Origin of the sequence: Devosia sp. Root105 (assembly GCF_001424865.1) — a bacterium.
Lineage (GTDB): Bacteria > Pseudomonadota > Alphaproteobacteria > Rhizobiales > Devosiaceae > Devosia_A.
Map to the genome: position 1 here is coordinate 311339 of NZ_LMCR01000016.1, position 24246 is coordinate 335584.

General features: G+C 64.9%; 26 protein-coding genes and 1 tRNA gene. 19 read left to right on the forward strand and 8 right to left on the reverse strand.

Annotated elements, in window-relative coordinates; genetic code table 11:
- The first annotated feature begins 110 nt into the window (after positions 1-110).
- The 3 genes from ASC68_RS17660 (at position 111) to ASC68_RS17670 (ending at position 3175) form a co-directional block, all read left to right on the forward strand.
- Complete coding sequence (locus ASC68_RS17660) at positions 111-1133, forward strand: hypothetical protein (protein WP_055882088.1); 1023 nt, start codon at positions 111-113, stop codon at positions 1131-1133.
- Between the two features lie 153 nt (positions 1134-1286).
- The gene (locus ASC68_RS17665) at positions 1287-2483 is read left to right on the forward strand and encodes a YcaO-like family protein (protein WP_055882091.1); all 1197 of its coding nucleotides are present in this window, start codon (positions 1287-1289) and stop codon (positions 2481-2483) included.
- Positions 2480-3175 (forward strand): TfuA-like protein, encoded by a 696-nt coding sequence (locus ASC68_RS17670; protein WP_055882094.1) that lies wholly within the window; start codon positions 2480-2482, stop codon positions 3173-3175. The genes ASC68_RS17665 and ASC68_RS17670 overlap by 4 nt, the downstream gene beginning before the upstream one ends.
- Positions 3176-3269: 94 nt before the next feature.
- Here ASC68_RS17670 and ASC68_RS17675 read toward each other — a convergent pair.
- A tRNA-Leu gene (locus ASC68_RS17675) sits at positions 3270-3355 on the reverse strand.
- A gap of 87 nt (positions 3356-3442) precedes the next feature.
- Between ASC68_RS17675 and ASC68_RS17680 the strand changes: the two genes are divergently transcribed.
- Together ASC68_RS17680 and ASC68_RS17685 are read left to right on the forward strand one after the other, a co-directional pair.
- Positions 3443-4324, forward strand: coding sequence for an alpha-1,2-fucosyltransferase (locus ASC68_RS17680; RefSeq protein ID WP_055882098.1), 882 nt, complete (start codon positions 3443-3445; stop codon positions 4322-4324).
- A 101-nt stretch (positions 4325-4425) separates the two neighbouring features.
- Positions 4426-4791: a VOC family protein gene (locus ASC68_RS17685; RefSeq protein WP_055882101.1), complete on the forward strand. Its 366-nt coding sequence runs from the start codon at positions 4426-4428 to the stop codon at positions 4789-4791.
- A 385-nt stretch (positions 4792-5176) separates the two neighbouring features.
- On the opposite strand, the gene gpt is transcribed toward ASC68_RS17685, so the two are convergent.
- Both gpt and ASC68_RS17700 read right to left on the reverse strand, forming a co-directional pair.
- Positions 5177-5674, reverse strand: coding sequence for a xanthine phosphoribosyltransferase (gene gpt / locus ASC68_RS17695; protein WP_055882106.1), 498 nt, complete (start codon positions 5672-5674; stop codon positions 5177-5179).
- A gap of 62 nt (positions 5675-5736) precedes the next feature.
- Positions 5737-6510 (reverse strand): molybdopterin-binding protein, encoded by a 774-nt coding sequence (locus ASC68_RS17700; protein ID WP_055882110.1) that lies wholly within the window; start codon positions 6508-6510, stop codon positions 5737-5739.
- Positions 6511-6681: 171 nt separating this feature from the next.
- On the opposite strand from ASC68_RS17700, the gene map reads away from it, so the two are divergent.
- Both map and radC read left to right on the forward strand, forming a co-directional pair.
- Positions 6682-7512 carry a type I methionyl aminopeptidase gene (gene map, locus ASC68_RS17705; RefSeq protein ID WP_156384676.1) on the forward strand — a complete coding sequence of 277 codons (831 nt, stop codon included), beginning with the start codon at positions 6682-6684 and terminating at the stop codon, positions 7510-7512.
- 3 nt (positions 7513-7515) lie between these two features.
- Positions 7516-8238: a DNA repair protein RadC gene (gene radC, locus ASC68_RS17710; protein WP_055882114.1), complete on the forward strand. Its 723-nt coding sequence runs from the start codon at positions 7516-7518 to the stop codon at positions 8236-8238.
- Here radC and ASC68_RS17715 read toward each other — a convergent pair.
- On the reverse strand, positions 8231-9628 hold the full coding sequence (locus ASC68_RS17715) for an MFS transporter (protein WP_055882115.1): 1398 nt from the start codon (positions 9626-9628) through the stop codon (positions 8231-8233). The two genes, radC and ASC68_RS17715, sit on opposite strands and share 8 nt — an antisense overlap.
- Before the next feature lie 108 nt (positions 9629-9736).
- Here ASC68_RS17715 and ASC68_RS17720 point away from each other — a divergent pair, with 108 nt between their 5' ends.
- Positions 9737-10645: a LysR family transcriptional regulator gene (locus ASC68_RS17720; RefSeq protein WP_055882117.1), complete on the forward strand. Its 909-nt coding sequence runs from the start codon at positions 9737-9739 to the stop codon at positions 10643-10645.
- Here the strand turns inward: ASC68_RS17720 and ASC68_RS17725 are convergent.
- Both ASC68_RS17725 and ASC68_RS17730 read right to left on the reverse strand, forming a co-directional pair.
- Positions 10642-11865: a GNAT family N-acetyltransferase gene (locus ASC68_RS17725; protein WP_055882119.1), complete on the reverse strand. Its 1224-nt coding sequence runs from the start codon at positions 11863-11865 to the stop codon at positions 10642-10644. The two genes, ASC68_RS17720 and ASC68_RS17725, sit on opposite strands and share 4 nt — an antisense overlap.
- A gap of 117 nt (positions 11866-11982) precedes the next feature.
- Positions 11983-12723 carry a cytochrome c biogenesis protein CcdA gene (locus ASC68_RS17730; protein WP_055882122.1) on the reverse strand — a complete coding sequence of 247 codons (741 nt, stop codon included), beginning with the start codon at positions 12721-12723 and terminating at the stop codon, positions 11983-11985.
- A 155-nt stretch (positions 12724-12878) separates the two neighbouring features.
- On the opposite strand from ASC68_RS17730, the gene ASC68_RS17735 reads away from it, so the two are divergent.
- The 6 genes from ASC68_RS17735 to ASC68_RS17760 all read left to right on the forward strand — a co-directional run bounded on the left by ASC68_RS17735 (position 12879) and on the right by ASC68_RS17760 (position 17487).
- Positions 12879-13859: an ABC transporter substrate-binding protein gene (locus tag ASC68_RS17735; RefSeq protein ID WP_055882125.1), complete on the forward strand. Its 981-nt coding sequence runs from the start codon at positions 12879-12881 to the stop codon at positions 13857-13859.
- Positions 13860-14032: 173 nt separating this feature from the next.
- Positions 14033-14710 carry a ribulose-phosphate 3-epimerase gene (rpe, locus tag ASC68_RS17740; protein ID WP_055882128.1) on the forward strand — a complete coding sequence of 226 codons (678 nt, stop codon included), beginning with the start codon at positions 14033-14035 and terminating at the stop codon, positions 14708-14710.
- Positions 14711-14744: 34 nt separating this feature from the next.
- Positions 14745-16067: an adenylosuccinate lyase gene (gene purB / locus ASC68_RS17745; protein ID WP_055882131.1), complete on the forward strand. Its 1323-nt coding sequence runs from the start codon at positions 14745-14747 to the stop codon at positions 16065-16067.
- Positions 16067-16489: a GNAT family N-acetyltransferase gene (locus ASC68_RS17750; protein WP_082528248.1), complete on the forward strand. Its 423-nt coding sequence runs from the start codon at positions 16067-16069 to the stop codon at positions 16487-16489. The genes purB and ASC68_RS17750 overlap by 1 nt, the downstream gene beginning before the upstream one ends.
- The gene (locus ASC68_RS17755; RefSeq protein ID WP_055882132.1) at positions 16486-17034 is read left to right on the forward strand and encodes an alpha/beta hydrolase; all 549 of its coding nucleotides are present in this window, start codon (positions 16486-16488) and stop codon (positions 17032-17034) included. The genes ASC68_RS17750 and ASC68_RS17755 overlap by 4 nt, the downstream gene beginning before the upstream one ends.
- A 45-nt stretch (positions 17035-17079) precedes the next feature.
- On the forward strand, positions 17080-17487 hold the full coding sequence (locus ASC68_RS17760) for a hypothetical protein (RefSeq protein ID WP_055882134.1): 408 nt from the start codon (positions 17080-17082) through the stop codon (positions 17485-17487).
- 3 nt (positions 17488-17490) lie between these two features.
- Here the strand turns inward: ASC68_RS17760 and ASC68_RS17765 are convergent, their stop codons facing one another.
- Together ASC68_RS17765 and ASC68_RS17770 are read right to left on the reverse strand one after the other, a co-directional pair.
- Entirely contained in the window at positions 17491-18252 is a 762-nt protein-coding gene (locus ASC68_RS17765; protein ID WP_055882136.1) for an META domain-containing protein, read from the reverse strand.
- A 98-nt stretch (positions 18253-18350) separates the two neighbouring features.
- Complete coding sequence (locus tag ASC68_RS17770) at positions 18351-18674, reverse strand: DUF1476 domain-containing protein (RefSeq protein ID WP_055882138.1); 324 nt, start codon at positions 18672-18674, stop codon at positions 18351-18353.
- Positions 18675-18957: 283 nt separating this feature from the next.
- Here ASC68_RS17770 and purC point away from each other — a divergent pair, with 283 nt between their 5' ends.
- From purC to ASC68_RS17795, 5 genes are all read left to right on the forward strand, one after another.
- Positions 18958-19722, forward strand: coding sequence for a phosphoribosylaminoimidazolesuccinocarboxamide synthase (gene purC, locus ASC68_RS17775; RefSeq protein ID WP_055882139.1), 765 nt, complete (start codon positions 18958-18960; stop codon positions 19720-19722).
- Between the two features lie 104 nt (positions 19723-19826).
- Complete coding sequence (gene purS, locus ASC68_RS17780) at positions 19827-20069, forward strand: phosphoribosylformylglycinamidine synthase subunit PurS (RefSeq protein ID WP_055882140.1); 243 nt, start codon at positions 19827-19829, stop codon at positions 20067-20069.
- A gap of 772 nt (positions 20070-20841) precedes the next feature.
- Positions 20842-21927 (forward strand): acyltransferase family protein, encoded by a 1086-nt coding sequence (locus tag ASC68_RS17785; RefSeq protein ID WP_055882143.1) that lies wholly within the window; start codon positions 20842-20844, stop codon positions 21925-21927.
- A 95-nt stretch (positions 21928-22022) separates the two neighbouring features.
- On the forward strand, positions 22023-22688 hold the full coding sequence (gene purQ / locus ASC68_RS17790) for a phosphoribosylformylglycinamidine synthase subunit PurQ (RefSeq protein WP_055882145.1): 666 nt from the start codon (positions 22023-22025) through the stop codon (positions 22686-22688).
- A 99-nt stretch (positions 22689-22787) separates the two neighbouring features.
- Positions 22788-24194, forward strand: coding sequence for an RICIN domain-containing protein (locus ASC68_RS17795; protein ID WP_055882147.1), 1407 nt, complete (start codon positions 22788-22790; stop codon positions 24192-24194).
- Positions 24195-24246: the final 52 nt, after the last annotated feature.

Here is a 24246-nt window from a genome sequence, read left to right on the forward strand (position 1 = left end):
CGCCACTGGTTGACGTACAAGATCACAAGATCGCGCTGTCGCTCGTCACAGATGTTACGCTCAGCCTCTGCAGGAGCCGCCTCTACGAGGTAATCGCGCCACACTCGGCAATGAAGCTGACGAGCGGTCCAATCTGGGAAGAGATGCTCCCCGCCGACTACGTCGTTCTGACTGACGTCGTGCTTTGCCAGCGAGAACTGCCATTTGCGTTGATGAGTATCGACGTGGTCGCAACGGGTCTGGGCCGGCGAATCTACCGCAGTGAAGTCGAGCTGCGCTCGGGTGCGCTGCAAGGCATCCATGACAGTTTTTGCGCAGTACTCGTCGATAAGATCTGCGGCGAAATCGGCGCCTATGAACTGCAGCAATATCGACGGACCGGCGCCGCATCGGCATATGTCCACTACCTGATCGCCATGCAACGGCGGGATCGCAACGATCTCAACTCCTTGCTTCGCGCCCAGAAATCGCTGGAGCGCTCGATCCAGTTGTCGCCGGACTTTGCGCCGGCGCTGGCCCAGCTGGCGCGAACCAAGACACTGGAGTGGCTGGAGCGCGGCAGCGCGGATCGCACACTGCTCCACGAAGCTCGACATCTGGCGCAGCGCGCTTACGGCTATGAACCGAACGACAGCGCCAGCCTGCGCGAGATCGGCCACGCCACATTGTACCTGCATGACCTCGCCGGCGCCCGTGAGCTTTTCGAGGCGGCCCATGAGTTCGCCCCGAACCATGCTGACCTGCTTGTCGACCAGGCAGACGTTCTCACCCACCTCTCCCGGCACGACGAAGCCGAAGCCAAGATCTCGCGGGCTCTTTCCCTCAATCCGCTGGCACCGGACGACTATTACTGGATCGCCGGAGCCGTCAGCTTCTTCCGGGGTGAATACCGGCAGGCCCTGACGAGATTGTCAGCGATGGAGTCCCCTGGGCTGGCGCTGCGCCTGATGGCGGCCTCCGCGGCGATGCTGCACGACAAGCAGGCTGCGGCAGCATACCGGGAGCAAGCGTTGGCCCGGGATCCCGGGTTCACGGTTGAAAAGTGGCAAAGCCTCTATCCGGCCCCCAATCCGGACGACACGGCGCACTATCTCAACGCTTTGCTTTTGGCTGGTTTCTCTCGCCACGCCTAAACTCTATCTTAATTCGATTGTGGGCCTCCTGCCGTGTCATCAGGAGTATTGCAATTGAACACTTCATCCGCTTCGCCGAAGATCACCCAGGTTGCCAAGGCCCTGCCGGCTCTGCCCCGCATTCCCAGCCGCAAGTTCTTCCGGCAGTAATCGGTGGACGGCGCCGTTTCGACGCCGTCAAGCTGGTTTGAGTATGGCGAACGCAATACGCCGGCCGCGCTGACCGTTGAGCGATTGCGGCCGCATCTTGCCTCGCTCGGCATCACCCGACTGGCGCGCCAGACTGGCCTCGACCGTATTGGCATCCCCTGCTTCTCAGCAATTCGGCCCGCTGGACTGACGCTTAGCGTCAGCCAGGGAAAGGGGCGCGACGATGCCAGCGCCATGGCATCGGCGCTGATGGAGGCCGCCGAGTTCGCAGTTGCGGAGCGATCGGAGACCCCTTCGCGGCTTGCCACTGCCGATGCGCTTCGGCTGGCCGGCGAGAGCTACTACGATGCGGCCCGCCTCTTGCCACCCGATCGCCCGCTGCCCACCGGCGCGCCGATCCGCTGGCTGCAGGGAAGCAGCTGGCCCCACAATGAGCCCCTCTGGATCCCCCGCGACGCCCTGACCATCGGCGAGGACGCCGCCGACCTGCCGGAGGTCGGCCGGAGCACCAACGGCCTCGCCTCGGGCAACACCACCGAAGAAGCGCTGTTTCACGCCATCTGCGAGTTGGTGGAACGAGACGCCACCTCCCTATGGTCACTCCTCCCCGACGCCGCGAGGCTCGCGACGGAGTTCCCGATCGAGGCCGTGGATGATGCCGTGATCAGGGCATTCGGCAAACAGATAGGGGATGCCGACCTCGAGCTTCGGCTGTTCGACCAGACCACCAACCTCGGCGTTCCGTGCGTCATGGCAGTGATCAGCGAGCGTGCCTCCGACACCGCCAGATTGTTCGATATCGCCGCAGGTTATGGCTGCCACCCGACAGGAACCCGCGCCATTGGCCGCGCCATCACCGAAGCGGCGCAGACCAGAATTACCAACATCGCGGGCGGTCGGGACGATTTCCTGCCTGCCGAGTATTTCGAGCAGGCAGACGAGTCGATCGCGTTCCTGGAGCATCCTGGCCCAGGCGAGGCGCGCGCCCCCGCTTGGCTGCCCCCTGATACGCCATTGCCGCAACTGCTCGAACAGTTGGCGGAGCGCATCGGGCCCACCGCCGAGATCGTCTGGAGCGAATTGGGCGGTGCCCCCTACGGCATCTCCGTGGTGCGGGCGCTTTCTGCGGTGCTCGAGGACAGGGAAACCAACGTCAACTGGTCACCTGGTCGGCGGGCGCTCGAGGTGCTGGCGCTATGAGGGTGCTGTTCGTCGGGCCATCGCTTTACGGCGAAACGCCGGATCTGGCGGATATCTCCGTCCGCCCGCCGGCAAAACAGGGAGACATCGCCCAAGCCGTCCTCGACGGCGCCGAGGCCATCGGCCTGGTTGATGGTTTTTTCGATGCCGTGGCGGCGCCCTGGCACAAGGAAATCCTCTTCGCGCTCGCACGCGGGGTGACCGTGCTCGGATCATCCTCGATGGGGGCGCTTCGTGCGGCCGAATGCGCGGCGTTCGGCATGGTTCCCATCGGCGAAATTGCCCAGGCGTATCGCAGCGGGGCTCTCGACGATGATGCCGCGGTCGCGATTTCCCACGGCCCCGAAGAACTCGGCTACCCTCCGTTGACCGAGCCTCTGGTCAACGTAAAGCCGACGCTCGATCGCCTGCGCCACCGGCAGCTCATCTCCGAGGCGGAACAGCTGCGCATCTGGGACCGAGCCTGTCGGCTCTATTTCAAGGATCGCTCGCTGGAAGCGCTGCTCCCCTCAGAGGAGCGCCGGGAAATCCTTGCCGCCTATCGCGAGCACCGGGTCAACCGCAAGGCCGAGGATGCGCTGCTGCTGATCGCCGAGCTGAAGCGCAGCACCGTACGCGGCAACCCGCCCTCGGTAGAGCCGCAGCATCCTTCGTTCTTTTCGAGGCACATCCTCCCTGGCATGCTCGGGTGACGCCAGTTGCGTTCAACGAGCGAGACATCAGGCCCACGGTCAGCCACACTGCCCCACCGGCTCAACGGCCATGCGGATGATTCCGATCTTTGAGTGGTGCGGGCGGTGGGACTCGAACCCACACGGGGATACCCCCTCCGGATTTTAAGTCCGGTATGTCTACCATTCCATCACGCCCGCGGCCGCTGAGCACTGCCACATCGGCTCGGACACTGACAACCACACAATTTGCCGCCATAGTCATTGGCGGCAGAAGGAGAGTGCACCGTGCCCAACGCGCGACCGAACCTGGTCGGAGTCAACATCTACGGCGGCCTTGGGAACCAGATGTTCCAGTACGCGGCCGGGTTGACCCTGTCGGAGCGACTCGGGACGGAGCTGTGTTTCGACATCCGCCACTACGAGCGCAGGGATCGCGGCGACCGCCGGCTGGGCCTGCGCGACTTTGGCATCGAGCTGCAATCGGCGCGGGTGCCGCCATTCAAGATCGGCCGCCGAATCGGCGCCGCGCTGCGGCTGTTGCCCAACCCCTTCCGCGGCGGCTCACGACTCGTCAGCATCGAGGGGTTTGATCCACGGTTTTTCGAGTTGAAGGCCCCCGCCGCCTTGTCCGGCTTCTTCCAATCCTGGCACTATTTCGAAGGGCACGAGGCATCGGTTCGCCGGGCATTCGACGTGCAACGGCTCGCAACGCCGCGAACCGCCGAACTCGCCGCCGAGATCGCGGCGGCGAAAAACCCTGTCGCCGTCCATATCCGGCGTGGCGATTACACTGACTCGCCCGAGACGATTGCCTTCTTCGGTCTGCTCCATGCCGACCACTATTTCAGGGCGAAATCCGCCCTGGAAGCGAGAGTGGAGGAGCCCACCTACTTCCTGTTCAGCGACGATGTCGACATCGCAAAAGCCGAACTGGCAGGCTGGCCGGGGTTGCGGCCGGTGACCGGCTTCTCGGCCTACGAGGATATGTTCCTCATGTCCTCGTGCCGGCACTTCATCATCGCGAACTCGACCTTCAGCTGGTGGGCCGCGTGGCTTGGCGCCGCGCCGGACAAGCTGGTTATCGGGCCCCAGCAGTGGTTCGGGCCGGACTATCCGTATCCGGTCGATCCGACCGATCGCTCGCCGCCGGGCTGGCTTCTGGTCTGAACCGTCAGTCATCGAGACTCATTGCGTGCCGTAAACCCTGACATCAGCCGTCAGGGTCGGTGCACTATCCCTGTCGCTCCAACCTGGCACAGGAGGCCGACATGCAGTTCATCGACCGCTACCCCATCACCGTCACGGACCAGTTCATCGCCTGCCGTGATTTCTGGGCCAGGCACCTGAGCTTTTCGGTGATCTTCGAGAACGAGTGGTTCGTGCTGATGCAGGCCGATGGCGCCAGCATCGCCTTCATGTCGCCCAGCCACCCGTCGTGGCCGCCGGGCCCCGAGGGCTACACCGCCGGCACCAGCATGGAGCTCGAGGTGCAGGACGCCGCGGCGGCGTTGGAAGAGGTTCGCGCCACCGGCAAGGAACCCGACTACCCGTTGACCGACGAACCCTTCGGCCAGCGCCGCTTCAGCCTGAAGGACCCGTCTGGTCTCTGGATCAACGTGGTGCAGCAGCTTTAGCTGCTACACAGAGCCGAGCGGCTTGTAGTCAATCGATCCCTCTAGCAACTCGGCGCGGTCTATCCTGCCACCGCTCCAGTATCGAAACTCGAGCGGGGCATATGTGCCCGAAAGTTCCAGTTCATACTCGATCGTATCGAGGACCGAGTACCGATCCTCTTGGCGATTGTGGACGATGACGAGCGGTCGTTGACCAGGTCATCAGCGAACGCCCAAGCCACTTGCTCGGGAGTTCGCCCCTTGGCGTCGAACATATCGGGGTGCTGGTGCCAATCCGACTCTTCGAAACCAAACGCCAGGCTACCATCATCATACCGCTCGATGCGGATGTGGAGGAGGCCGTCAGGACTTGTGCGGCGATCAAGAACCTCCGCCCCAGTCATGATCAGTCCGTGGCGCCGGAGATCGGCGGCACATAGGCCACGTCGAGATCCCACGGGAAGAAGATCCAGGTGTCCTGGCTTACTTCGGTGATGAAGGTGTCGACCATCTCGCGGCCCTTCGGCTTGGCATAGACAGTGGCGAAATGCGCGCCGGGGAGCATGTCGCGCACCACGCGCGCCGTGGCTCCGGTATCTACCAGGTCGTCGACGATCAGGATCTTGCCGCCATTGCGGGCCTTTTCCAGCAGCTCCGGGGCGATTGGCTTCAGCACCTTGATGCCGCTCTGGTTCTGATGGTCGTAGCTCTTCACCGCGACGCTCTCGACCACCCGAATGTTCAGCTCGCGCGCCACGATCGCAGCCGGCACCAGGCCACCGCGGGTGATCGCCACCAGCGCATCGAACGGCCCAAGCGCCTGCAGCCGCCAGGCAAGCGCCCGGCTGTCGCGGTGGAACTGGTCCCAGGTGACTGGGAAAGATTTCTGCTGGGTCTGGTTCACTTGCTTCTCCTGGACGGCCCGGCCGCCTCGATCTCAAACGGGGGCCCCTGCGGGCCGGAAACTCAGTAGGCCTCGACTTCCGTCGAAAGCCCGGCAGCGCGATGCGCCTCGGCGACCATCTCGCGCACCCGGCCGGCGGCCTCGGCGAGCCGCGCCTCGTCGGACGAGCGCAGCACCAGCTCTGTCATCACGAAGGTCTGCCCCATCTGCGGGTAACTGCCCATCTTTACATCGGGGAACTCGTCCTGGATGCGGCCAAGCGGACCACCAATGCTGCCCTCGCCCACGCCGCAGCGGATGGTGATCGATTTCACCTTCTTGCCGCCCTGCAAGGTCGGCGCGATCGCCTCGAGCATGGCCAGCATGATCTTGGGCACGCCGGCCATGACGTGGACATTGCCGATGCGGAAGCCCGGCGCCGCGCTGACCGAGTTGACGATCAGCGACCCGCCTTCGGGAATTCGCGCCATGCGCAGCCGCGCCTCGTTGACCTCGGTGCCGGTCTGCTTCCAGCGCGCTTCCAGCATGGCGCGCGCCTCGTCGTTGATCGGCAGCTTGACACCGAACGCTTTGGCGATGGCGTCGGCGGTGATGTCGTCATGTGTCGGCCCGATGCCGCCGGTAGTGAAAACGTAGGTGTAGCGTGCCCGTACGGCGTTCACCGCGGCGATGATATCGTCCTCGACGTCGGAAACGACGCGCACTTCCCTGAGTTCGATCCCGAGCTCGGTGCAGAAATCCGCCGTCGCGCCGATGTTCACATCCTTAGTCCGGCCGGACAGGATTTCATCGCCGATGACAACGAGGGCGGCGGTAACGGCTTCGGGCGATGGCATGGTGGCCCCGGATTTGCGAGGCACAATGCATTGCCTCACCAAAGCCCGAAAGGTCAAGCAATCCGGCGGGTCATCGGGGCCGGTGCCCACAGTATTGCCCGTGGGCTGGCAACGCCAACACACTTCCAATCCTGGGCCCGAACGCCTACTTTCGTTTCGAACGGAGCTGCCATGATCACCTACGTCGAAGCCGAAACCAAAAGCCGCCGCACCTCGGGCGTCATCCCGCTGCACGGCGAAGCGGGCTTCAACGGCATGCGCAAGGCCGGCCGCCTGACCGCCGAAGCGCTTGACCTGCTGGTCGATGCGGTGAAGCCCGGCGTCACCACCGCGGCGCTCGATCGGCTCGCCTACGAGTTCGCCCGGGATCACAACGCGATCCCGGCGACGCTGTTCTACAAGGGCTACCGCCACTCGATCTGCACTTCGATCAACCACGTCGTCTGCCACGGCATCCCCGAGGAGCGGCCGTTGCGTGAAGGCGACATCGTCAACATCGACCTGACCTTGATCGTCGATGGCTGGTACGGCGACAGCTCGCGCATGTATCCGGTGGGCGAGATCAGCCGTAAGGCCGAGCGCCTGATCGACGTCACCTATGCCGGCCTCGCCGCCGGTATCGCTGCGGCCAAGGCAGGCGCCACCACAGGCGATATCGGCGCCGCCATCCAGGCGCTGGCGGAAGCCGAGCGGATGAGCGTAGTGCGCGATTTCGTCGGCCACGGCGTCGGCCAGCTGTTCCACGACGAGCCCAACATCATGCATTTCGGCGTGCCGGGCACCGGTGTGCCGCTGAAGCCGGGCATGATCTTCACCATCGAGCCGATGATCAATCTGGGCCGCCCGCACGTCAAAATCCTCGCCGATGGCTGGACCGCGGTAACCCGCGACCGCACGCTCTCGGCCCAGGCCGAACACTCTATCGGCATCACCGAGACCGGCGTCGAGATCTTCACCTCCTCGCCGCGGGGGCTGTTCAACCCGCTCGATGCCCGTCGCTGACCGATGAGCGAGGGGGAGAAGCCATCGCCGGATGGACTCGGCGAGGCGGCTCCGCCCCACTATCTCGGCCATCGCGAACGTGCCCGGCAGCGGTTTCTCCAACTCGGCGAGCAACACATCGAGGATTACGAGCTGCTGGAGCTGATCCTGCAGATCGTCATCCCGCGCAAGGATACCAAGCCGCTCGCCAAGGAGCTTATCAGAGCGTTCGGCTCATTTTCCGGCGTGTTCTCAGCCACCCCGCAGCAGCTCGACGAGATCAAAGGCCTCGGGCTGGTCTCGGCCACCAACCTCAAGATCATCCAGGCCGCCGCCCAGCGCTTCGCGAGGGATCGTCTCGTACCCGACATGCCGCTCCTCAACTCATGGAGCACGCTGATCGATTATTGCCGCGCCCAGATGGCGTTCAACGATATCGAGCAGTTCCGCATCCTGTTCCTCGACAAGAAGAACCGCCTGATCGCCGACGAAGTGCAGCAGACCGGCACGGTCGACCACGCCCCGGTCTATCCGCGTGAAGTGATCAAGCGCTCGCTGGAACTGAGCGCCAGCGCGCTGATCCTGGTGCACAACCACCCCTCGGGCGATCCAACGCCTTCGCAGGCGGACGTTGAGATGACCCTGAGGATCAACGACGTCGCCCGGCCGCTGGGGATTACGGTGCACGACCACATCATCATCGGAAAGTCGGGCCACGCATCGATGAAGGGGCTGAAGCTCATCTGACGGTTCGTCCCAGCGTGCCGATCACCAGCGCTGCAACGAGCAGAACCGCGGCGACGGCGAACGTGATGTGCATCCCGCCCGCGACCGCGTCCGCAGATGCCGTCGTGATATCCGCCGCCGCCGACCCGAACGCGAACACCGCCCCCATCACGGACGCTCCGGTGATCAGACCGAGATTGCGTGACAAGTTGAGCATCCCCGAGACGACGCCCCGCTCGCCGGCGCCAGCAGCCATCATGACCCCGCTGTTATTGGCCGCCTGAAACAGCTGATAGCCCGGCGTCAGGACGACCATGGCAGCAATATAGCCGGCGACACCGAACGCCACCGGAATCGCAGCGAGCCCAACCACGCCGGCCACCATCGCGACGAGCCCGACGATGACCATCAGTCGCGCGCCGAGGCGGTCGACCATCCGCCCCGCCAGCACGCCACTCAGCGCTGAAACGACTGGGCCAACCGACATCGCGATGCCAACCAGTGCGGCGTCGAGCCCCAGCGCATGGGACAGATAGAACGGCCCGACCACCAGCGTCGCCATCATTACCGTCGACACCAATGCACTCATGGCGAGGCTGGCGCCGAGTCCAGACCGGTGGAACATCGCCGGCCGGATCAATGGCGACGCGGCTTTCGTCTCGGCCAGCAAGAAGACCCCCACTCCGAACCCGGCAGCTGCCAGCAGGGCGATATTGAGCGACCCGAAGTTCCCCCGCCCGATGGTCATGGCCAGGGCATATGCCGCCAGCGTCATGGCGAGCAGCAGGGTACCCACCCCGTCGAAGCCGCCCCGCCGCACTGTCGCAGCGCGGCCATCGACCGGGAGGCAGCAGTACGCGAGGACGAACGCCGCGAGACCGAGCGGGACGTTGACCAGGAAGATTGCCCGCCAGTCGAACCCGGCAATCAGCAGACCACCAAGCGAGGGGCCGAGCGCCGTACCGACAGCCGACATGGTCCCGAGCAACCCCATGGCCCTGCCCGTCTGCGCCTTCGCCACCGTATCCCCGACAAATGCCATCGCCAGCGCCATCATGATGGCAGCGCCGAGCCCCTGTAACGCCCGGGCGGCGACCAGCAGGGACAGGCTGGGGGCTGCACCGCAGGCCACTGAGGCGATGGCGAACAGCGCAATCCCGCCCAGCAGCAGGCGCCGACGGCCGATGATGTCACCAAGCCGTCCCACGCTGACGATCAGGGTTGTGATGGCGAGCAGGTAGGCCAAGACGATCCACTGCACATCCTGGAACGAGGCATCGAGCGCCTCGGCCATTGTCGGCAACCCGACATTGGCAATGCTGGTACCAAGTGAGGACAGCAGCATCGCCAGCGACAGCGCGGCGAGGGCCAATCCGGGGCCTCGTACCGCGGCACGAATATCAGAACGCATCAGGCTCTCCTTGGTCAGCCCTGACTAGTTCTTTCCCTGGCATGGCGGAACACGCAGCATTTGCACTTCATTCGTGCGCTCAACGCCACATCACTATAGAGTCGGCGCATGTCGACGCCCGATCTCAACCTGCTCGTCACCCTCGATGTGCTCCTCGCTGAAGGCAGCGTGGCGCGCGCGGCCCGCCGGTTGCGCCTCAGCCCATCGGCAATGAGTCGGGCCCTGGCGCGATTGCGCGAGACCACCGGCGATCCGCTGCTGGTGCGGGCCGGTCGCGGCCTCGTGCCGACGCCGCGGGCGCTCGAACTCCGCGAGCGGGTCAGTCAGTTGGTGGGGGATGCGCAGGCGGTGCTGCGGCCGCAGGAGATGCTCGACCTCACGCGGTTGGATCGAACCTTCACGTTGCGAAGCAGCGACGGTTTCGTGGAGAACTTCGGACCAGAGCTCATTGCTCGCGTCAACCGAGAGGCGCCGGGCGTGCGGCTGTGGTTCGTGCAGAAAGCCGAAAAAGCAACCGGATCGTTACGCGATGGCAGCATCGACCTTGAAACCGGTGTGGTGGACCAGACGGCCGGGCCGGAGGTGCGGGCGGTCGCCCTGTTCCGAGACCGCTTCATCGGGGTCGTCAGGACGGGTCACCCACTGAGCGAGGCGGAGATCACGCCTGCCAGCTACGCTACCGGCCGACACGTTCATGCCTCGCGGCGCGGCCTCGGCAAGGGCTTGGTCGACGAAGCGTTGGAACAGCTTGGCTTGCAGCGCGAGATGGTTGCGATCGTCGCCGGCTTCGCAGCCGCTCTGGCTCTGGCACGTGCCTCGGAGCTGATCGCCACAGTTCCTGAGCGCCACACCGGAAATCTGCGTGCCGGAATGACCAGCTTTCAACTGCCGGTCGCCGTACCGGGGATCACAGTGTCATTGCTCTGGCATCCGCGACTGGATGCAGATCCGGCGCATCGCTGGTTGCGGAGCTGTGTCCGCGACATCTGCGCCGGACGAAGCAACGTGTCGGTCTAGTCTGACGCCTCAGGCACCGGGGCCGCGCTCCTGGCGGCCAGCATCCGCCCGCGAACCGCTTTCACCACGCCCATTACCGCCTTGTTGGCCTTGAGCTTCTGCCGCAGCACCTGCCAGCCGAAGTGCCCCTTGGCGGCAACCGCGCCCAACGTCGTCAGCGGCACGTAGTGCTGGCGCACCGGCAGCTTGAGGTTGCACCAGTGGCGCTTCTCGTCGGTGAAGCCGGCGCCCATGTCGAAGACACGGTAGCCGGCATCGAACACCGTCTGCATCACCCGCAGCAGGCACTGCTTGCCTGGCGAGCCGGTCTGGATCGTCGCGTCGTCGCTCATCGACGAGATGAGGCAGAACAGCCGCTCGCCATGCGCAATATTGTAGCGCACCGCGACGATCTCGCCATTGAGCCGCAGCACATGCAGGCGCACATCGATGCCGGCCGCCGACGACAGCGTCGCGTCGTAGAATGCCCGTACGCCTGGCTCGGCAAACGGATCCGGCACGCCCATGGCGACGAAGCGCGCCGCGCGCTGGCGGAACATCACCTCGAGGATCGGCAGGGCCTCCGGGCCACCACGCACCTCCTCGAACTCCACCTGCCCCAGCGCCTCGAGCCGCTCGCCCTGCTGGCGATCGTGCTTGCGGCGCGATTTCGAGCGCTGCGTGGTGTTGGCATCGTCCCAGCTCGCGAACTGCGCCCGATAGAGCGTCTCCGCCTCGATCGTCTGGCCGAGCTCGGCGAAGATGTCGACGCCCCCGACGAACAGCTGCGGCACCGATTTCAGGTAGATCAGGTCGGCGCCATCGAGCCGCTCCAGCATCGCCGACCACAGCGCCGCCCGCTCGACCGAGCCGAGCGTCGCGAGCCGCGCCGCATCGACCAGTGGCGCGTTGCAGCCGACATGGGCCCCTGGAAACCACGACAGCAGCCGTACCCCTTTGACGCGCCGCCGCCACAGCGGCAGCAGCGCCACCGGCTCGCCGTCGAAGGCGGCCGTCAGGTAGAACTGGTCGGCCTCGGCAATGCCGAACGCATTGACCCAGGCACGGGTGAAGGCGGCGCTCTGGCCGGGCGACTCGATCTGGCCGTCTTCCAGTGCCGCCCAGGTCGCCGCGACCTCGTCGATCCGATGCGCCAGCTGCACCGTCGCCACCGGCACCACGGTCAGGCGCTGGCGCTGCGGCCGCGGCGGCGTATCTTCTGCATAGGCTTCGAGAGCCATCGTCGCATCCTCGTCCAAGGTTGCGGCGACTATCGCGAGCGGCAGTGAATGGGCTGTTGACGGAACCGTGATCGATCGGTTCGGCGTCAGATTTCGGCAGCGACGGTTAAGCCGCGCTTACCCGAATTGCTGCAGAACCGGGAAGGTCTCGAGGAACCAGTAGGAAATGCGGGTGAACTGCCCGGTGAGGAACAAGAGCCCAGTAACCACCAACAGCGCCCCCATCACCTTCTCGACCATCCCCAGGTGCTTCTTGAAGCCGGAAAAGAAGGTGAGGAACGGTCCGATGGCGATACCGGCGAGCAGGAACGGCACGCCCAGCCCGAGCGAGTAGAGCCCGAGCAACGCGGCGCCATCGAGCGCCGTTTCCTTGGTCGAGGCCACTGCCAGGATCGCCGCCAGCACCGGCCCGATGCACGGCGTCCAGCCGACGGCGAAAGCCAGCCCGAGCAGGAACCCGCCGACCGGGCCACTGGCCACACCCGGACCATTGTGGCGCAACTGCCGGTCGAGGAAGGCGATCCGGTAGACGCCGAGGAAGTGCAGCCCCATGGCGATGATGAACAGCCCGGCGATCGGCGTGATGATCGGCAGCGCCTGGCGGAAGGCCTGCCCGAACGCCGTCGCCGTGGCGCCGAACAGGATGAAGACGATCGAGAACCCGGCGATGAAGAACAGCGAGGTGAAGACGCTCTTCCGCCAGATCACTCCAGCTGTGGCGCCATCGTCACGCAGCTGGTCGAAGCTCGCGCCGCTCATATAGGTGAGGTAGGGCGGCACCAGCGGCAGCACGCACGGGCTGAGGAAACTCAGCACCCCTGCCCCAAACACCAGCCAGAACGAAAACCCGTCCATCATGCCTCCGACAAATCGCGCGAAGTCATAGCCGGTTCGGGGCCGAAGGCAATGCGACGGGCCGCCGCTCGCTCTGATGTGAAGCAGCCCCTGCAAAACTTGACTGACGACATCATCTTTAATCTATTGCCGCCCGATAATGCTTTGAGGGATTTGAGATGAAACTGCTGCTTGCAACGCTGTCCCTGCTCGTCACCCTGGTCGCGCCCGCCCTGGCGCAGGATTTCCCGGTGACCGTCGCGCATATCTACGGCACCACCACGGTCCCGGCGAAGCCGCAGCGCGTCGTCTCGGTCGGCATGCACGAGCAGGATTTCCTCTATGCCCTCGGCATCGCGCCGGTCGGGGTGAAGGAGTGGTGGGGCGAACACCCCTATGCCACCTGGCCCTGGGCCGAGGCAGCCCGCAAAGCCCTCAACGCCACCCCCGAGGTGATGACCGCCGACGGCATCAACATCGAGTGGGTCGCCGCGCAGCGCCCCGACCTGATCATCGCCATCTACGTCACCATGGACGAGGCGATGTACCGGAACCTGTCGAAGATCGCGCCGGTGGTGGTGACGCCGGCCGGCTACCAGCACTGGGGTGCTCCGTGGCAGGCGGAACTGACCATCATCGACCAGGCGACCTCGGGCAACACCACGAAGTCGGATGCCATCGTCAAGTCGTTCGCTGACCGCTATGCCGCCGTTCGCGCCGAGTACCCCCAACTTGCCGGTAAGACCGGCACCAACCTTTACCTGAGGGAAGACGGCAGCTTCGACGCCTGGAGCAGCAATGACCTCGCCAGCAAGTTCCTGATCGAACTCGGCCTCAGCTTCCCGGCTGAACTCGACAAGCTGGCCCAGCCCGACAACCGCATCACCGTCAGCCCCGAATTCATCGAGCTGCTCGACATGGACGTAGCGATCTGGCCCGCCGACAATGCCGAGATCCAGCACAAGGTCGAAGCCATGAGCCTCTATCAAGGCCTGAAGCTCGCCACCGAGGGCCGCTCGATCTGGCTCGACGACGGCGCTGGCCTCGCCAGCGCCGCGATGAGCTGGCAGACGCCATTGTCGCTCGGCTACCTGCTCGACCTGCTGCCGCCCAAGCTCGCGGCGGCGCTGGACGGCGATCCGGTTACGGCTGTTCCGTAATTGGATCGAACCACCAAGTATGCCTAGAATTCGGTGTCATCCCTGCGAAAGCAGGGACCCATCCGTCAGCCCGTGCTGGCTGCAAGTTGGGTCCCTGCTTTCGCAGGGATGACATCGAGGTTGGGGCGGGGTATCAGCCACGTAAGCAACCCGCTTTTGCCCGACGAGGCCCCATGTCCCGCCCGATCCGCATCGCGCCTTCTATCCTGTCCGCCGATTTCACCCGGCTCGGCGACGAGATTCGCGCCATCGATGCGGGCGGCGCCGACTACATCCATGTCGATGTGATGGATGGGCACTTCGTCCCCAACATCACCATCGGCCCGCTGATCGTCTCGGCCATCCGACCGCTCACCAAAAAGCTCATCGACGTCCACCTGATGATCGCCCCGGCGGACCCCTATCTCGGCGCCTTCGCCAGGGCCGGCGCTGACTCGATCACCGTGCATGCCGAGGCCGGCCCGCATTTGCACCGCTCGCTGCAGGCGATCAGCGCCGAAGGCAAGCGTGCCGGCGTCGCCATCAACCCGGCCACCCCGGTTTCCGCCATCGAGCACGTTATCGGCGATGTCGACCTGGTGCTGGTGATGAGCGTCAACCCCGGCTTCGGCGGACAGAAGTTCATCCCCGAGAGCCTGAACAAGATCCGGCAGGTGCGTGCGCTGATCGGCAATCGCCCGATCGACCTCCAGGTCGATGGCGGCGTAACCGAGCACAATGCCAAGGCCCTCGCCGATGCCGGCGCCGACCTCTATGTCGCCGGCACCTCGGTATTTGCCGGCAACGACCCAAAAACCTATGCCGGCCGCATCGCGGCCATCCGCAACGCCGCTACCGCCGTTACCGCGTAACGTATCGATTACGCGAACAAAGAGCCATAAGCCCATGATTCCGCGCTATTCCCGCCCCGAAATGGTCGCCATCTGGTCACCCGAGACCCGCTTCAAGATCTGGTTCGAGATCGAAGCGCACGCGACCACCAAGCTGGCCGAACTCGGTGTGGTGCCGAAGGAGGCTGCGGAAACCATCTGGGCCAAGGGCGGCAACGCCACTTTCGACGTCGAGCGCATCGATGAGATCGAGCGCACCACCAAGCACGACGTCATCGCCTTCCTGACGCACGTGTCGGAAATCGTCGGCCCCGAGGCCCGGTTCCTGCACCAGGGCATGACCTCGTCCGACGTGCTCGACACCTGCCTCGCGGTGCAGCTGGCCCGCGCCTCGGACATCCTGCTCGGCGATATCGACCGGCTGCTGGCGGCGATCAAGAAGCGCGCCAAGGAGCACAAGTACTCGATCACCATCGGCCGCAGCCACGGCATCCACGCCGAGCCGACCACCTTCGGCATCAAGCTGGCCGAGGCCTATGCCGAGTTTGCCCGCAACCGCGCCCGGCTCGTCGCGGCGCGCGCCGAAATCGCCACGGCCGCCATCTCCGGCGCCATCGGCACCTTCGCCAATATCGACCCACAGGTCGAAGCCTATGTCGCCGAAAAGCTGGGGCTGAAGCCCGAGCCGATTTCCACCCAGGTGATCCCCAGGGACCGCCACGCCATGTTCTTTGCCACGCTCGGCGTCATCGCCTCGTCGATCGAGCGCATCGCCACCGAGATTCGTCACCTGCAGCGCACCGAAGTGCTGGAAGCCGAGGAGTTCTTCTCGCCCGGCCAGAAGGGCTCGTCGGCCATGCCGCACAAGCGCAACCCGGTGCTGAGCGAAAACCTCACCGGCCTCGCCCGGCTCGTCCGCGGCATGGTCACCCCGGCGCTCGAGAACGTGGCGCTCTGGCACGAGCGCGATATCTCGCACTCCTCGGTCGAGCGGATGATCGGGCCCGATGCCACGGTCACGCTGGATTTCGCGCTGAACCGTCTCGTCGGCCTGATCGACAACCTGCTGGTCTATCCCGAGAACATGAAGCGCAACCTCGATCTGCTCGGCGGGCTGCATAACTCGCAGCGCGTGCTGCTGGCGCTGACCCAGGCCGGCCTCAGCCGTGAGGATTCCTATGCCGCAGTGCAGCGCAACGCCATGCAGGTCTGGCAGGCCCGCGGCGACCGCGCCGGGCTGTTCGCGCAGCTGCTGAAATCCGATCCCGAGGTTTCCGCCAAGCTGAGCGCCTCGGACATCGACGCCATGTTCGACGATTTCTACCACCTGAAGCATGTCGACGCGCTGTTCGAGCGCGTCTTCGGACCGGAGGTGTGATGGCGGTCGTCTACGCGCGCGAAGCTGCCCTGCCCGTCGACGACTATATCGACGTGGTCGGCCACAGCGCGCTCGGAGCGACCCGGCCGATCAATGATCGCGACCGCATCGCCGCAATGATCGAGGGCGCCGACCTGATCGTCAGCGCCCGCCTCGACGGTCGCTGCGTCGGCCTTGCCCGTTGCCTCACCGATTTCGCCTGGGTCGCCTATTGCGGCGATCTCGCCGTGCACGACGATTTCCAGGGCCGCGGCATCGGCAAGGGCCTGCTTGAGGCCTGCCGCGAGCACTTGGGCGACGGCGTCGGTATGGGGCTGCTCTCTGTTCCCGGCGCGGTCGGCTTTTACGACAAACACGGGCCGTCGGTGGATCTCCACCCCTATGGCCACGCCTACTTCATGAACCGAAAGCGCGGCGTATGAGAATTGCGGACGCAGACATCCTGATCCTGCCCGGGCTCGGCAATTCCGGCGCAGGCCACTGGCAGCGCCGCTGGGCTGATCGCTTCTCCACCGGCCGCATCGTCGAGCAGGACGAGTGGGATGACCCGGATCTGCGCGACTGGACCGCCGCGATCGTCGAAGCGGTAGAAGCCGCCGAGCGACCCGTGGTGCTGATTGCCCATTCGCTGGCCGTCTCGGCGCTGGTGCATGCCGCGCCGCGCTTTCCAGCCGGCAAGGTCAAGGGCGCCCTCCTCGTCTCGCCGCCCGATCACGAAGGGCCCGGCTTCCCGCGCGAAGGCCGCAGCTTCGACAACGTGCCGACCGACCCGCTGCCCTTCCCCTCGCTGTTGGTGGTCTCGACCAACGACAGCTACGTCTCCCCCAACCGCGCCGCCGATATGGCCACCGCCTGGGGCTCCGAACTGCACTTTGCCGGCGAAGCCGGCCACATCAACCTCGCCTCCGGCCATGGCCCCTGGCCCGAGGGCTTGTTGATGTTCACCCGCCTGATGCAGCGGATCTAGCTGCGCGTAGTTGCGAATGATTCGCATCTGCGATAACTTCGCTGGATGTGGCCGTTCCTGACTGATCCGCCCTCGTTCGTCCAACTGGTCGTGCTGATCAGCAGCCTGATCGTCGGCCTGTCTCACATCTTGCAGCCGGCACTTTGGGGCGAGTACTTCGCCGACCTCCGCGCCCGTGGCCGCGCCGGGCTGGTGAGCAAGATCATGCAGGTCGAGCTGTGGTCGGCGTTGCTGATCGTCAGCCTGCACCAAGTATGGGCGGGTCCGGCGATCGTCGTCACCATATATGGCTGGTTGCTGCTGTTGAAGGTGACCATCGGGTTGACCCTGCCCAACCTCGGCATGGCGTCGATGGGCATCCCCGAGCGGGCTCCCAGAAGCTTCATACCGGCCGGCGTGCTGATGCTGGCAATCGGCGCCGCAGCGGGCGCCGCACTGTTCTGGCCGACCTGACCGCTACATCGCCGAGAACTGCGCTACCACCTTGCCTGCGGCGTCGCTGAGGAACAGCTTCTTCTGCTCGGCATCGATCCGGTAGGTGCGGGTGTCGGCAAGCGCGGCGTGGAGCTTCATTTCCTGGTCCATCGCGGCTTCGGTGCAGGCCATCATGGTCGAGGCCAGATCGCCGAAGCTGATCTTGTCACCGTCGATCGTAGCGCTGCCGCTGAAGCGGTTGCAGCCGCCATTGCCGGAGACCTTGCCGTCCGCGGCGATCTCCAGTGTGGTCTGCAGGTTGTCGATCACCCCGCCGCCATTGATGTCCTCGGCCAGCCACGCGCCGGCCAGCGGCAGCGTCGCAGCTTCGCTGCTCGCGACGCGCTGCACCAGCAGCTCGACGCCGGCGGCCTGCGGATCGAACGTGTGGCGCTCTGTGGTGGTGAACATCAACTCGTCGCCCGCGGTGATGCTGGCCCGCCAGGCATAGGTGCGCCCGGCCTCGATCTGCGCCGGATCATAGTCGATGCTGAAGGCGGTGGGGCTGGTGCTCGCTGGCACGCTGGTTTCTGCAATCACTCTGGCCGGCGCGTCGGCAAGCGACACATCCTCGAGCCGCACCGTCGCCACGGCGCCCTCGGGCAACAGCATCCGCTCGCGATAGACGACGTTGCCGGTGATCGTCGCGCCGTCGGCCAGTGCAACGCCGGCGATCGAGGCCAGCATCACGCCGGCAATCAGCGCCATGGCAGGGCGCCGGCCCATGAGCAGTGTGCTTTCCATCTCGATCCTCCTGCGGAGGTCAAGACGAAACGCCTCGCGCCTATGGGGCGCAAGGCACAAATCCGGACGATGGTTTCGGGTGGCTTACCGGGAGGGTATCAACCCTCGTTGAGCACCTGGTCGCGCGCCACGGGGACGAGCTCCGCCATCTTCTGGCGAATCATGTCGTCGGACACCGAAGCGCCCTTGGCCTTCAGGTCGCCCGAGATCTTGCGGAACACGTCCTCGTCGCCGGCTTCCTCGAAGTCGGAAGCGACAACTTCGGCAGCGTACTGCTTGGCGTGCTCTTCGCTCAGGCCCATGTGTTCGGCGGCCCACAGCCCGAGCAGCTTGTTGCGACGCGCCTCAGCCTTGAAGCGCAGCTCCGAGTCGTGAGCAAACTTCGCTTCCTGACCCTTTTCGCGATCGTTGAATCCCGACATCTACGCTCTCCGCAAATCTGCCCGGCAGTCGGGCGCCCTCGATGGGTTTGCACATAAGCTGGACCGCCAGCCAAATCAACGGGTGGCGGTCGCGGCATTTGGTCAATCCGATCAACGATCCACGGCGCCATTGGATGCGCGCGAGGCGCCGGCATCCCCCAATTTGGTAAGTTCGGCGCGACGTGCCACTCGGTCCCGCCGGCGGTGAAAGAGCTTGCATTAGGCTGCCATTCTGGCGCATGAACGCCGCAATTCCCTACATTGTCCGAGAGGCAGGGCTCATATGAACCGTCGCCGCAAAATCTATGACGGCAAGGCCAAGACGCTCTACGAGGGCCCGGAGCCCGGGACGCTGATCCAGTACTTCAAAGACGACGCCACGGCCGGTAACGGCGCGCGCCACGAGATCATCGATGGCAAGGGCGTCCTGAACAACCGGATCTCCGAGTACATCTTCACCAAGCTGAACGGCCTGGGCATTCCGACCCACTTCATCCGCCGGCTCAACATGCGCGAGCAGCTGATCAAGGAAGTGGAGATCATCCCGCTCGAGATCATCGTGCGCAATGTCGCGGCCGGTTCGCTGGTGAAGCGCCTCGGCCTCGAGCCGGGCACCCAGCTGCCGCGCTCGATCATCGAGTTCTGCTACAAGGACGACGCGCTCGGCGACCCGATGGTGTCGGAAGAGCACATCACCGCTTTCGGCTGGGCGACGCCGCAGGAGCTCGACGACATCATGGCGCTGGCCATCCGCGTCAACGACTTCCTCACCGGCCTGTTCATGGGCGTCGGCATCCAACTCGTCGACTTCAAGATCGAGTGTGGCCGCCTCTATGACGGCGACCTGATGCGGGTCGTCCTGGCCGACGAGATCAGCCCGGACAACTGCCGCCTGTGGGACATCAAGACCCGCAACAAGCTCGACAAGGATCGCTTCCGCGAGAACCTCGGCGGGCTGGTCGATGCCTACCGCGAAGTGGCGCAGCGCCTCGGTATTCTTGTGGAAACCGACAACGCGTTGACCACCGGCCCGCGACTCGTGCAATAGCCGCCCCGGAGCGTGGCCAGGAAAGGTTGCAAACCTTTCCGGTTCGACCGCGCGACCACTGAAAATGCAGGGTATTACCCCCTGCCCTGTTTCGGGAATTTTCGATGAAAGCCCGCGTCACCGTCACGCTCAAATCCGGCGTCCTCGACCCCCAGGGTCAGGCCATCCAGGGCTCGCTGAAGAGCCTCGGCTTTTCCGGCGTCGGTGCCGTACGGCAGGGAAAAGTGTTCGACGTCGAGCTGGGTGAATCCGATTTGTCACAGGCCGAGGCTAATGTCCGGGCGATGTGCGAGAAGCTCTTGGCGAACACCGTCATCGAAAACTACACGATAGAAATCACGCCTTAAGATTCACCGCTTATGGTACGGGCCGCTCGCGTAACCCTGAGCCTGTACCAGTAAAAGACCGCCCCGATGCTCAAGACATTCTCCCTGTCGATTGCCTTCTTCCTCGCGCTCGGCCTGCTTTTCGCCGCCTACGCGTCGGTCCCCGTCTGAGGCGTAAGCCTTAGCGTTTTTCGGCAGCGCCGCGGCTCGCCTCGTACCATCGAGAGCGCTTGCGGCGGCGCGCTGCCGCCGCCTTCCACTCGGTGTCATCGGCGGATGGGCACCAGGCGTGCCCCATATCGGCATAGGCAGACCGGCTTAGACTTTGGTCGCGTGACGCGGATGCCACAACGTGGCCGCCGCCACTTTTTCGCCGCCCCGCGCTCACCGAATAGGCGCACCGTCGCATCACACCCTCCAATTAACCGTGCTGGTTCAGACTCCATTCAGCCATAGGGGCGCATTGGAGCCATGCACGGGCCGTGACTATTCCGGTCCCGCGAACCGACCTAAACACCGCCCTGACCTAAGCGCAGTTTCGCGCTGCCGACCGATATCGAAAATGATCAAGACCTTCTCGCTCTCTGCCCTGTTCTTCATGACCATCGGCGTCCTGCTCGCCACCCACCTGTCGCTGCCGCTCTGACACTGGCAGCGCGGCGGGCCGGCGGGCCCGCAGCTCGATAAATCTTTAGTTATTAAGCACTTGGCTTAAGCCTAAGTGCAGGCATTTCGTCCCAGATGCGATCCCAGGCGTTACAACGCGCGGGACGCGCCCCGGGAGCCCCAGAGAATGCCGACTGCAGCCAACCGTCTCGATTGGGTAGATGCCGCCAAGGGCCTCTCCATCATCCTCGTGGTGATGATGCATTCGGCCTACGGCGTCGGCGAAGACCTGAACGGCACCGGCGTCCTGCATTACATCATCGGCTGGGCCACCCCGTTCCGCATGCCGGAGTTTTTCCTGATCTCCGGCCTGTTCCTCGGGCAGGTGATCGCACGTCCCTGGGCCGCCTATGCCGATCGCCGGATTGTCCACTATCTCTATTTCTATGCGCTCTGGGCCGTGCTGCAGATCGTCTTCAAGGTCGGTCTCGGCACCGGCGACTTCGCTGCCGTCGGCAGCCAGATCCTCTGGGCCATCGTCGAACCCTACGGCGTTCTGTGGTTCATCTACATGCTGGCGGTCTACTCGCTGGTGACCAAGCTGCTCTTCAGCTGCAAGGTGCCGCACTGGCTGGCGCTTGCTGCAGCCGCCGGGCTGCAGATCTTCCCGGTCACGACAGGCATCGCCCTCGTCGACCACTTCGCGGCCTATTTCGTCTACTTCTACGCCGGCTATGCCTTCGCGCCGCTGGTGTTCCGCATCATTGCCGCGGCGCAGGGGCAGGTGCTCTGGGCTGCGCTGGCGCTCGTGGCCTATGCCTTCATCGAGGGCTTCCTGGTGTTCGGCGGCGGCTCGGAACTGCACCCGCGCGGCATCACCATGGGCTATGCCGCCCTGCCCGTGCTGCACCTGGCGCTCGGTTTCGTCGGCTCGCTCGCGGTCTGCCTCACCGCGGCGCTGTTGATCAGGCTGCCATGGATGGGCTGGCTGCGCTGGCTCGGCGAGCACTCGATCGTCGTCTATCTCAGCTTCTCGATCCCGATGGCCGCGAGCCGCACCCTGCTGGAGAGCACCGGCCTGATCCCCGACGTCAGCACCGTCAGCGTCATCGTGATGACCATCGCCCTGCTGTCGCCGCTGGTGCTCCACTGGCTGATCGAGAAGACCGGCTGGGGCAGGTTCCTGTTCGAGCGCCCGGCCTGGGCCCACATCCCCGGCACGCCCGGCAGCCGCAGCACCATCAAGCCGGCTGCGGTGCTCCCGGCCGAGTAAGCCACAGCCGATCGGGCGGAACTGCGGTTCCGCCCTTGCTTTTGCCACCAAGACCTGACCAAAGGATCGGCATCCCGCATCTGGAGCTGCTGCCGATGAAAGCCGCCGTCGTCGTGTTCCCCGGTCTCAACCGTGATCGCGACATGATCGCGGCCCTCACCAAGATCGGCGGCGAGGCGCCGGCGATCGTCTGGCACAAGGATGCGGAGATCCCCAAGGTCGACCTGATCGTCATCCCCGGCGGCTTCTCTTATGGCGACTACCTGCGCGTCGGCGCCATTGCGGCGCGCTCCCCGGCCATGGATACCATCCGCGAGCGGGCGGCACAGGGCGTCAAGGTGATGGGCGTCTGCAACGGCTTCCAGATCCTCAGCGAGGCCGGCCTCGTTCCGGGCGTGCTGATGCGCAACGCCTCGCTGAAGTTCGTCTGTCGCGAAGTGAAGCTCTCGGTCGAGAATGCCACCACCGCTTTCACCAGCGGCTACGCCCAGGGCCAGGTGATCCGCTGCCCGGTCGCCCACCACGATGGCAACTACTTCGCCGACGCCGAGACGCTGGCTGCCGTCGAAGGCAATGGCCAGGTGGCGTTCCGCTATGCCGAGGGCACCAACCCGAACGGCTCGCTCAACGATATCGCCGGCGTGTTCAACGATAAGAAGAACGTCCTCGGCCTGATGCCGCACCCCGAGAACCTGATCGAGACCGCGCATGGCGGCACGGACGGCAGGCAACTGTTCGCGGCGTTGCTCGAAGCTGCCTAAGCGGTAACCCACAGGTCACGAATGTTGACTTGATCGCCTTGCACTCCAGTGCGAGGAATCGTCTCGTTGCGGCGCTGGCTCGAGCCCGGGAGAGGGACGATGCGTTGGCGACTGGGAGAGGCTGGCCTGGCGCCGGCGGTCTTGTCCTTCTTTCTGGCGATGATGATGGGCGGCCTAGCCGTCCTTTTTGTTTTCGCCGGCAGCGCCTCGGCCCAGGGGCCGTATCTCGAGATGATCGAGATCGTGCCGGATGACCCCGGCAACGATCCGCGCTGGGGCGTCGCAGACGGGCACATCTCGATCGAGGACGCTCAGTACAAGACTTATCAGGCCGACTACACCTGGACGCCGCCACCACGCACCAGCGACGGCGCCGGCTTTACGGTCAACATGACCATCGAGGGCAAGGCAACGCCGAATCGCATCTATGCGGGCATCGGCATGAACAGCCCCACGGGTGGCTTTGAGTTCGACAAGGACCCGGCCAGCGCCGACGTGTCGGTGCCCGACGCACAACAGGGCGGGTCCGAAAGCCGGACGAACTCGATTTCGGTCCATGTTACGCCGTCGCCGACACTCGCCGACGGTTCGACCATCGAGCTCAGAATCGGAGCGTTTTACGGCTATGGCGTCACCTATCGCTATCGCGTCTCGGCGACCGACACGGGCGGTGGTGGCGGCGGCGGAGGCGGTGGAGGAGGCGGTCCGGATGAAGGCCCGCTGATGGTCACCGTCGATTGCCCGACCGAGATCGTCATCGGGCAGCTGCCCAGCCTCAACTGCCACCTGCTGATCAGCGGCTACCGTCGCAACACCGCCGATCCCGTCGAGGTGCTGGTCCCCAACATGCTCGACCAGTTCGGCAACCACGCCAACGGCATCCAGGTCGTCGATCTCGACGGCGCGCAGGATGTGTTCAACTGGGTCGGGACCTATAGCTGGGGCTTCTTCGTCTATGCCTGCCAGGCACCCAACATCGGAGCGAACTGCTACAACAACGTCGCCGTGCCGGGCCCGGCCAGTATCCCGGTGATCGTGCAGCAGAAGGGATTGCAGCCGGTCAACCTGCTGCTCAACTTCAACGTGGTCGGCAAGGGCGGCGGCCAGCTGGGCGGCGTGGGTCAGGAAGTGCGGATCGGCAGCCGGTGGATCGCCAGCGCGTTCCTCAACAATGAGACCGGCCAGCCCACCAGCACCACCATCCTGCTCGACTGGCTGAGTGCCCGCTGGACCCTTGATCCGGTGGAGGGCGGCTATGTCCGTATCCATAGCGTCTGGAAGCCCGACGAGTACCTGCATGTCGAGAACGGCTATCTCGCGGTGGGGCCGATCCAGCCCGAGTGGCAATCGGCGATGTGGCAGATGGAGCCGAGCGGCGGTGGCTACTACGTGCGCTTCCGCAACGTCTGGCAGGCCGACGCCTACCTCAATGTCGAAAGCGGCGCGCTGGCGATCAGCCCGATCGGGCAGGATTGGTTGAGCGCCGACTGGTGGCTGCTGCGCTAGCGGAAAAACTGCTCGGGCGCTCTGGCGATAGCGCCGGGGCGCGCCCTACCCT

What these genes read in the sequence shown, in the direction of transcription:
- ASC68_RS17660 (WP_055882088.1), top strand. Translation starts at nt 111, where the DNA reads ATGAAGCTGACGAGCGGTCCAATCTGGGAAGAGATGCTCCCCGCCGAC.
- ASC68_RS17670 (WP_055882094.1), top strand. Translation starts at nt 2,480, where the DNA reads ATGAGGGTGCTGTTCGTCGGGCCATCGCTTTACGGCGAAACGCCGGAT.
- ASC68_RS17685 (WP_055882101.1), top strand. Translation starts at nt 4,426, where the DNA reads ATGCAGTTCATCGACCGCTACCCCATCACCGTCACGGACCAGTTCATC.
- ASC68_RS17700 (WP_055882110.1), bottom strand. Translation starts at nt 6,510, where the DNA reads ATGCCATCGCCCGAAGCCGTTACCGCCGCCCTCGTTGTCATCGGCGAT.
- map (WP_156384676.1), top strand. Translation starts at nt 6,682, where the DNA reads ATGATCACCTACGTCGAAGCCGAAACCAAAAGCCGCCGCACCTCGGGC.
- radC (WP_055882114.1), top strand. Translation starts at nt 7,516, where the DNA reads ATGAGCGAGGGGGAGAAGCCATCGCCGGATGGACTCGGCGAGGCGGCT.
- ASC68_RS17715 (WP_055882115.1), bottom strand. Translation starts at nt 9,628, where the DNA reads ATGCGTTCTGATATTCGTGCCGCGGTACGAGGCCCCGGATTGGCCCTC.
- ASC68_RS17720 (WP_055882117.1), top strand. Translation starts at nt 9,737, where the DNA reads ATGTCGACGCCCGATCTCAACCTGCTCGTCACCCTCGATGTGCTCCTC.
- ASC68_RS17725 (WP_055882119.1), bottom strand. Translation starts at nt 11,865, where the DNA reads ATGGCTCTCGAAGCCTATGCAGAAGATACGCCGCCGCGGCCGCAGCGC.
- ASC68_RS17730 (WP_055882122.1), bottom strand. Translation starts at nt 12,723, where the DNA reads ATGATGGACGGGTTTTCGTTCTGGCTGGTGTTTGGGGCAGGGGTGCTG.
- ASC68_RS17735 (WP_055882125.1), top strand. Translation starts at nt 12,879, where the DNA reads ATGAAACTGCTGCTTGCAACGCTGTCCCTGCTCGTCACCCTGGTCGCG.
- rpe (WP_055882128.1), top strand. Translation starts at nt 14,033, where the DNA reads ATGTCCCGCCCGATCCGCATCGCGCCTTCTATCCTGTCCGCCGATTTC.
- purB (WP_055882131.1), top strand. Translation starts at nt 14,745, where the DNA reads ATGATTCCGCGCTATTCCCGCCCCGAAATGGTCGCCATCTGGTCACCC.
- ASC68_RS17750 (WP_082528248.1), top strand. Translation starts at nt 16,067, where the DNA reads ATGGCGGTCGTCTACGCGCGCGAAGCTGCCCTGCCCGTCGACGACTAT.
- ASC68_RS17755 (WP_055882132.1), top strand. Translation starts at nt 16,486, where the DNA reads ATGAGAATTGCGGACGCAGACATCCTGATCCTGCCCGGGCTCGGCAAT.
- ASC68_RS17760 (WP_055882134.1), top strand. Translation starts at nt 17,080, where the DNA reads ATGTGGCCGTTCCTGACTGATCCGCCCTCGTTCGTCCAACTGGTCGTG.
- ASC68_RS17765 (WP_055882136.1), bottom strand. Translation starts at nt 18,252, where the DNA reads ATGGAAAGCACACTGCTCATGGGCCGGCGCCCTGCCATGGCGCTGATT.
- ASC68_RS17770 (WP_055882138.1), bottom strand. Translation starts at nt 18,674, where the DNA reads ATGTCGGGATTCAACGATCGCGAAAAGGGTCAGGAAGCGAAGTTTGCT.
- purC (WP_055882139.1), top strand. Translation starts at nt 18,958, where the DNA reads ATGAACCGTCGCCGCAAAATCTATGACGGCAAGGCCAAGACGCTCTAC.
- purS (WP_055882140.1), top strand. Translation starts at nt 19,827, where the DNA reads ATGAAAGCCCGCGTCACCGTCACGCTCAAATCCGGCGTCCTCGACCCC.
- ASC68_RS17785 (WP_055882143.1), top strand. Translation starts at nt 20,842, where the DNA reads ATGCCGACTGCAGCCAACCGTCTCGATTGGGTAGATGCCGCCAAGGGC.
- purQ (WP_055882145.1), top strand. Translation starts at nt 22,023, where the DNA reads ATGAAAGCCGCCGTCGTCGTGTTCCCCGGTCTCAACCGTGATCGCGAC.
- ASC68_RS17795 (WP_055882147.1), top strand. Translation starts at nt 22,788, where the DNA reads ATGCGTTGGCGACTGGGAGAGGCTGGCCTGGCGCCGGCGGTCTTGTCC.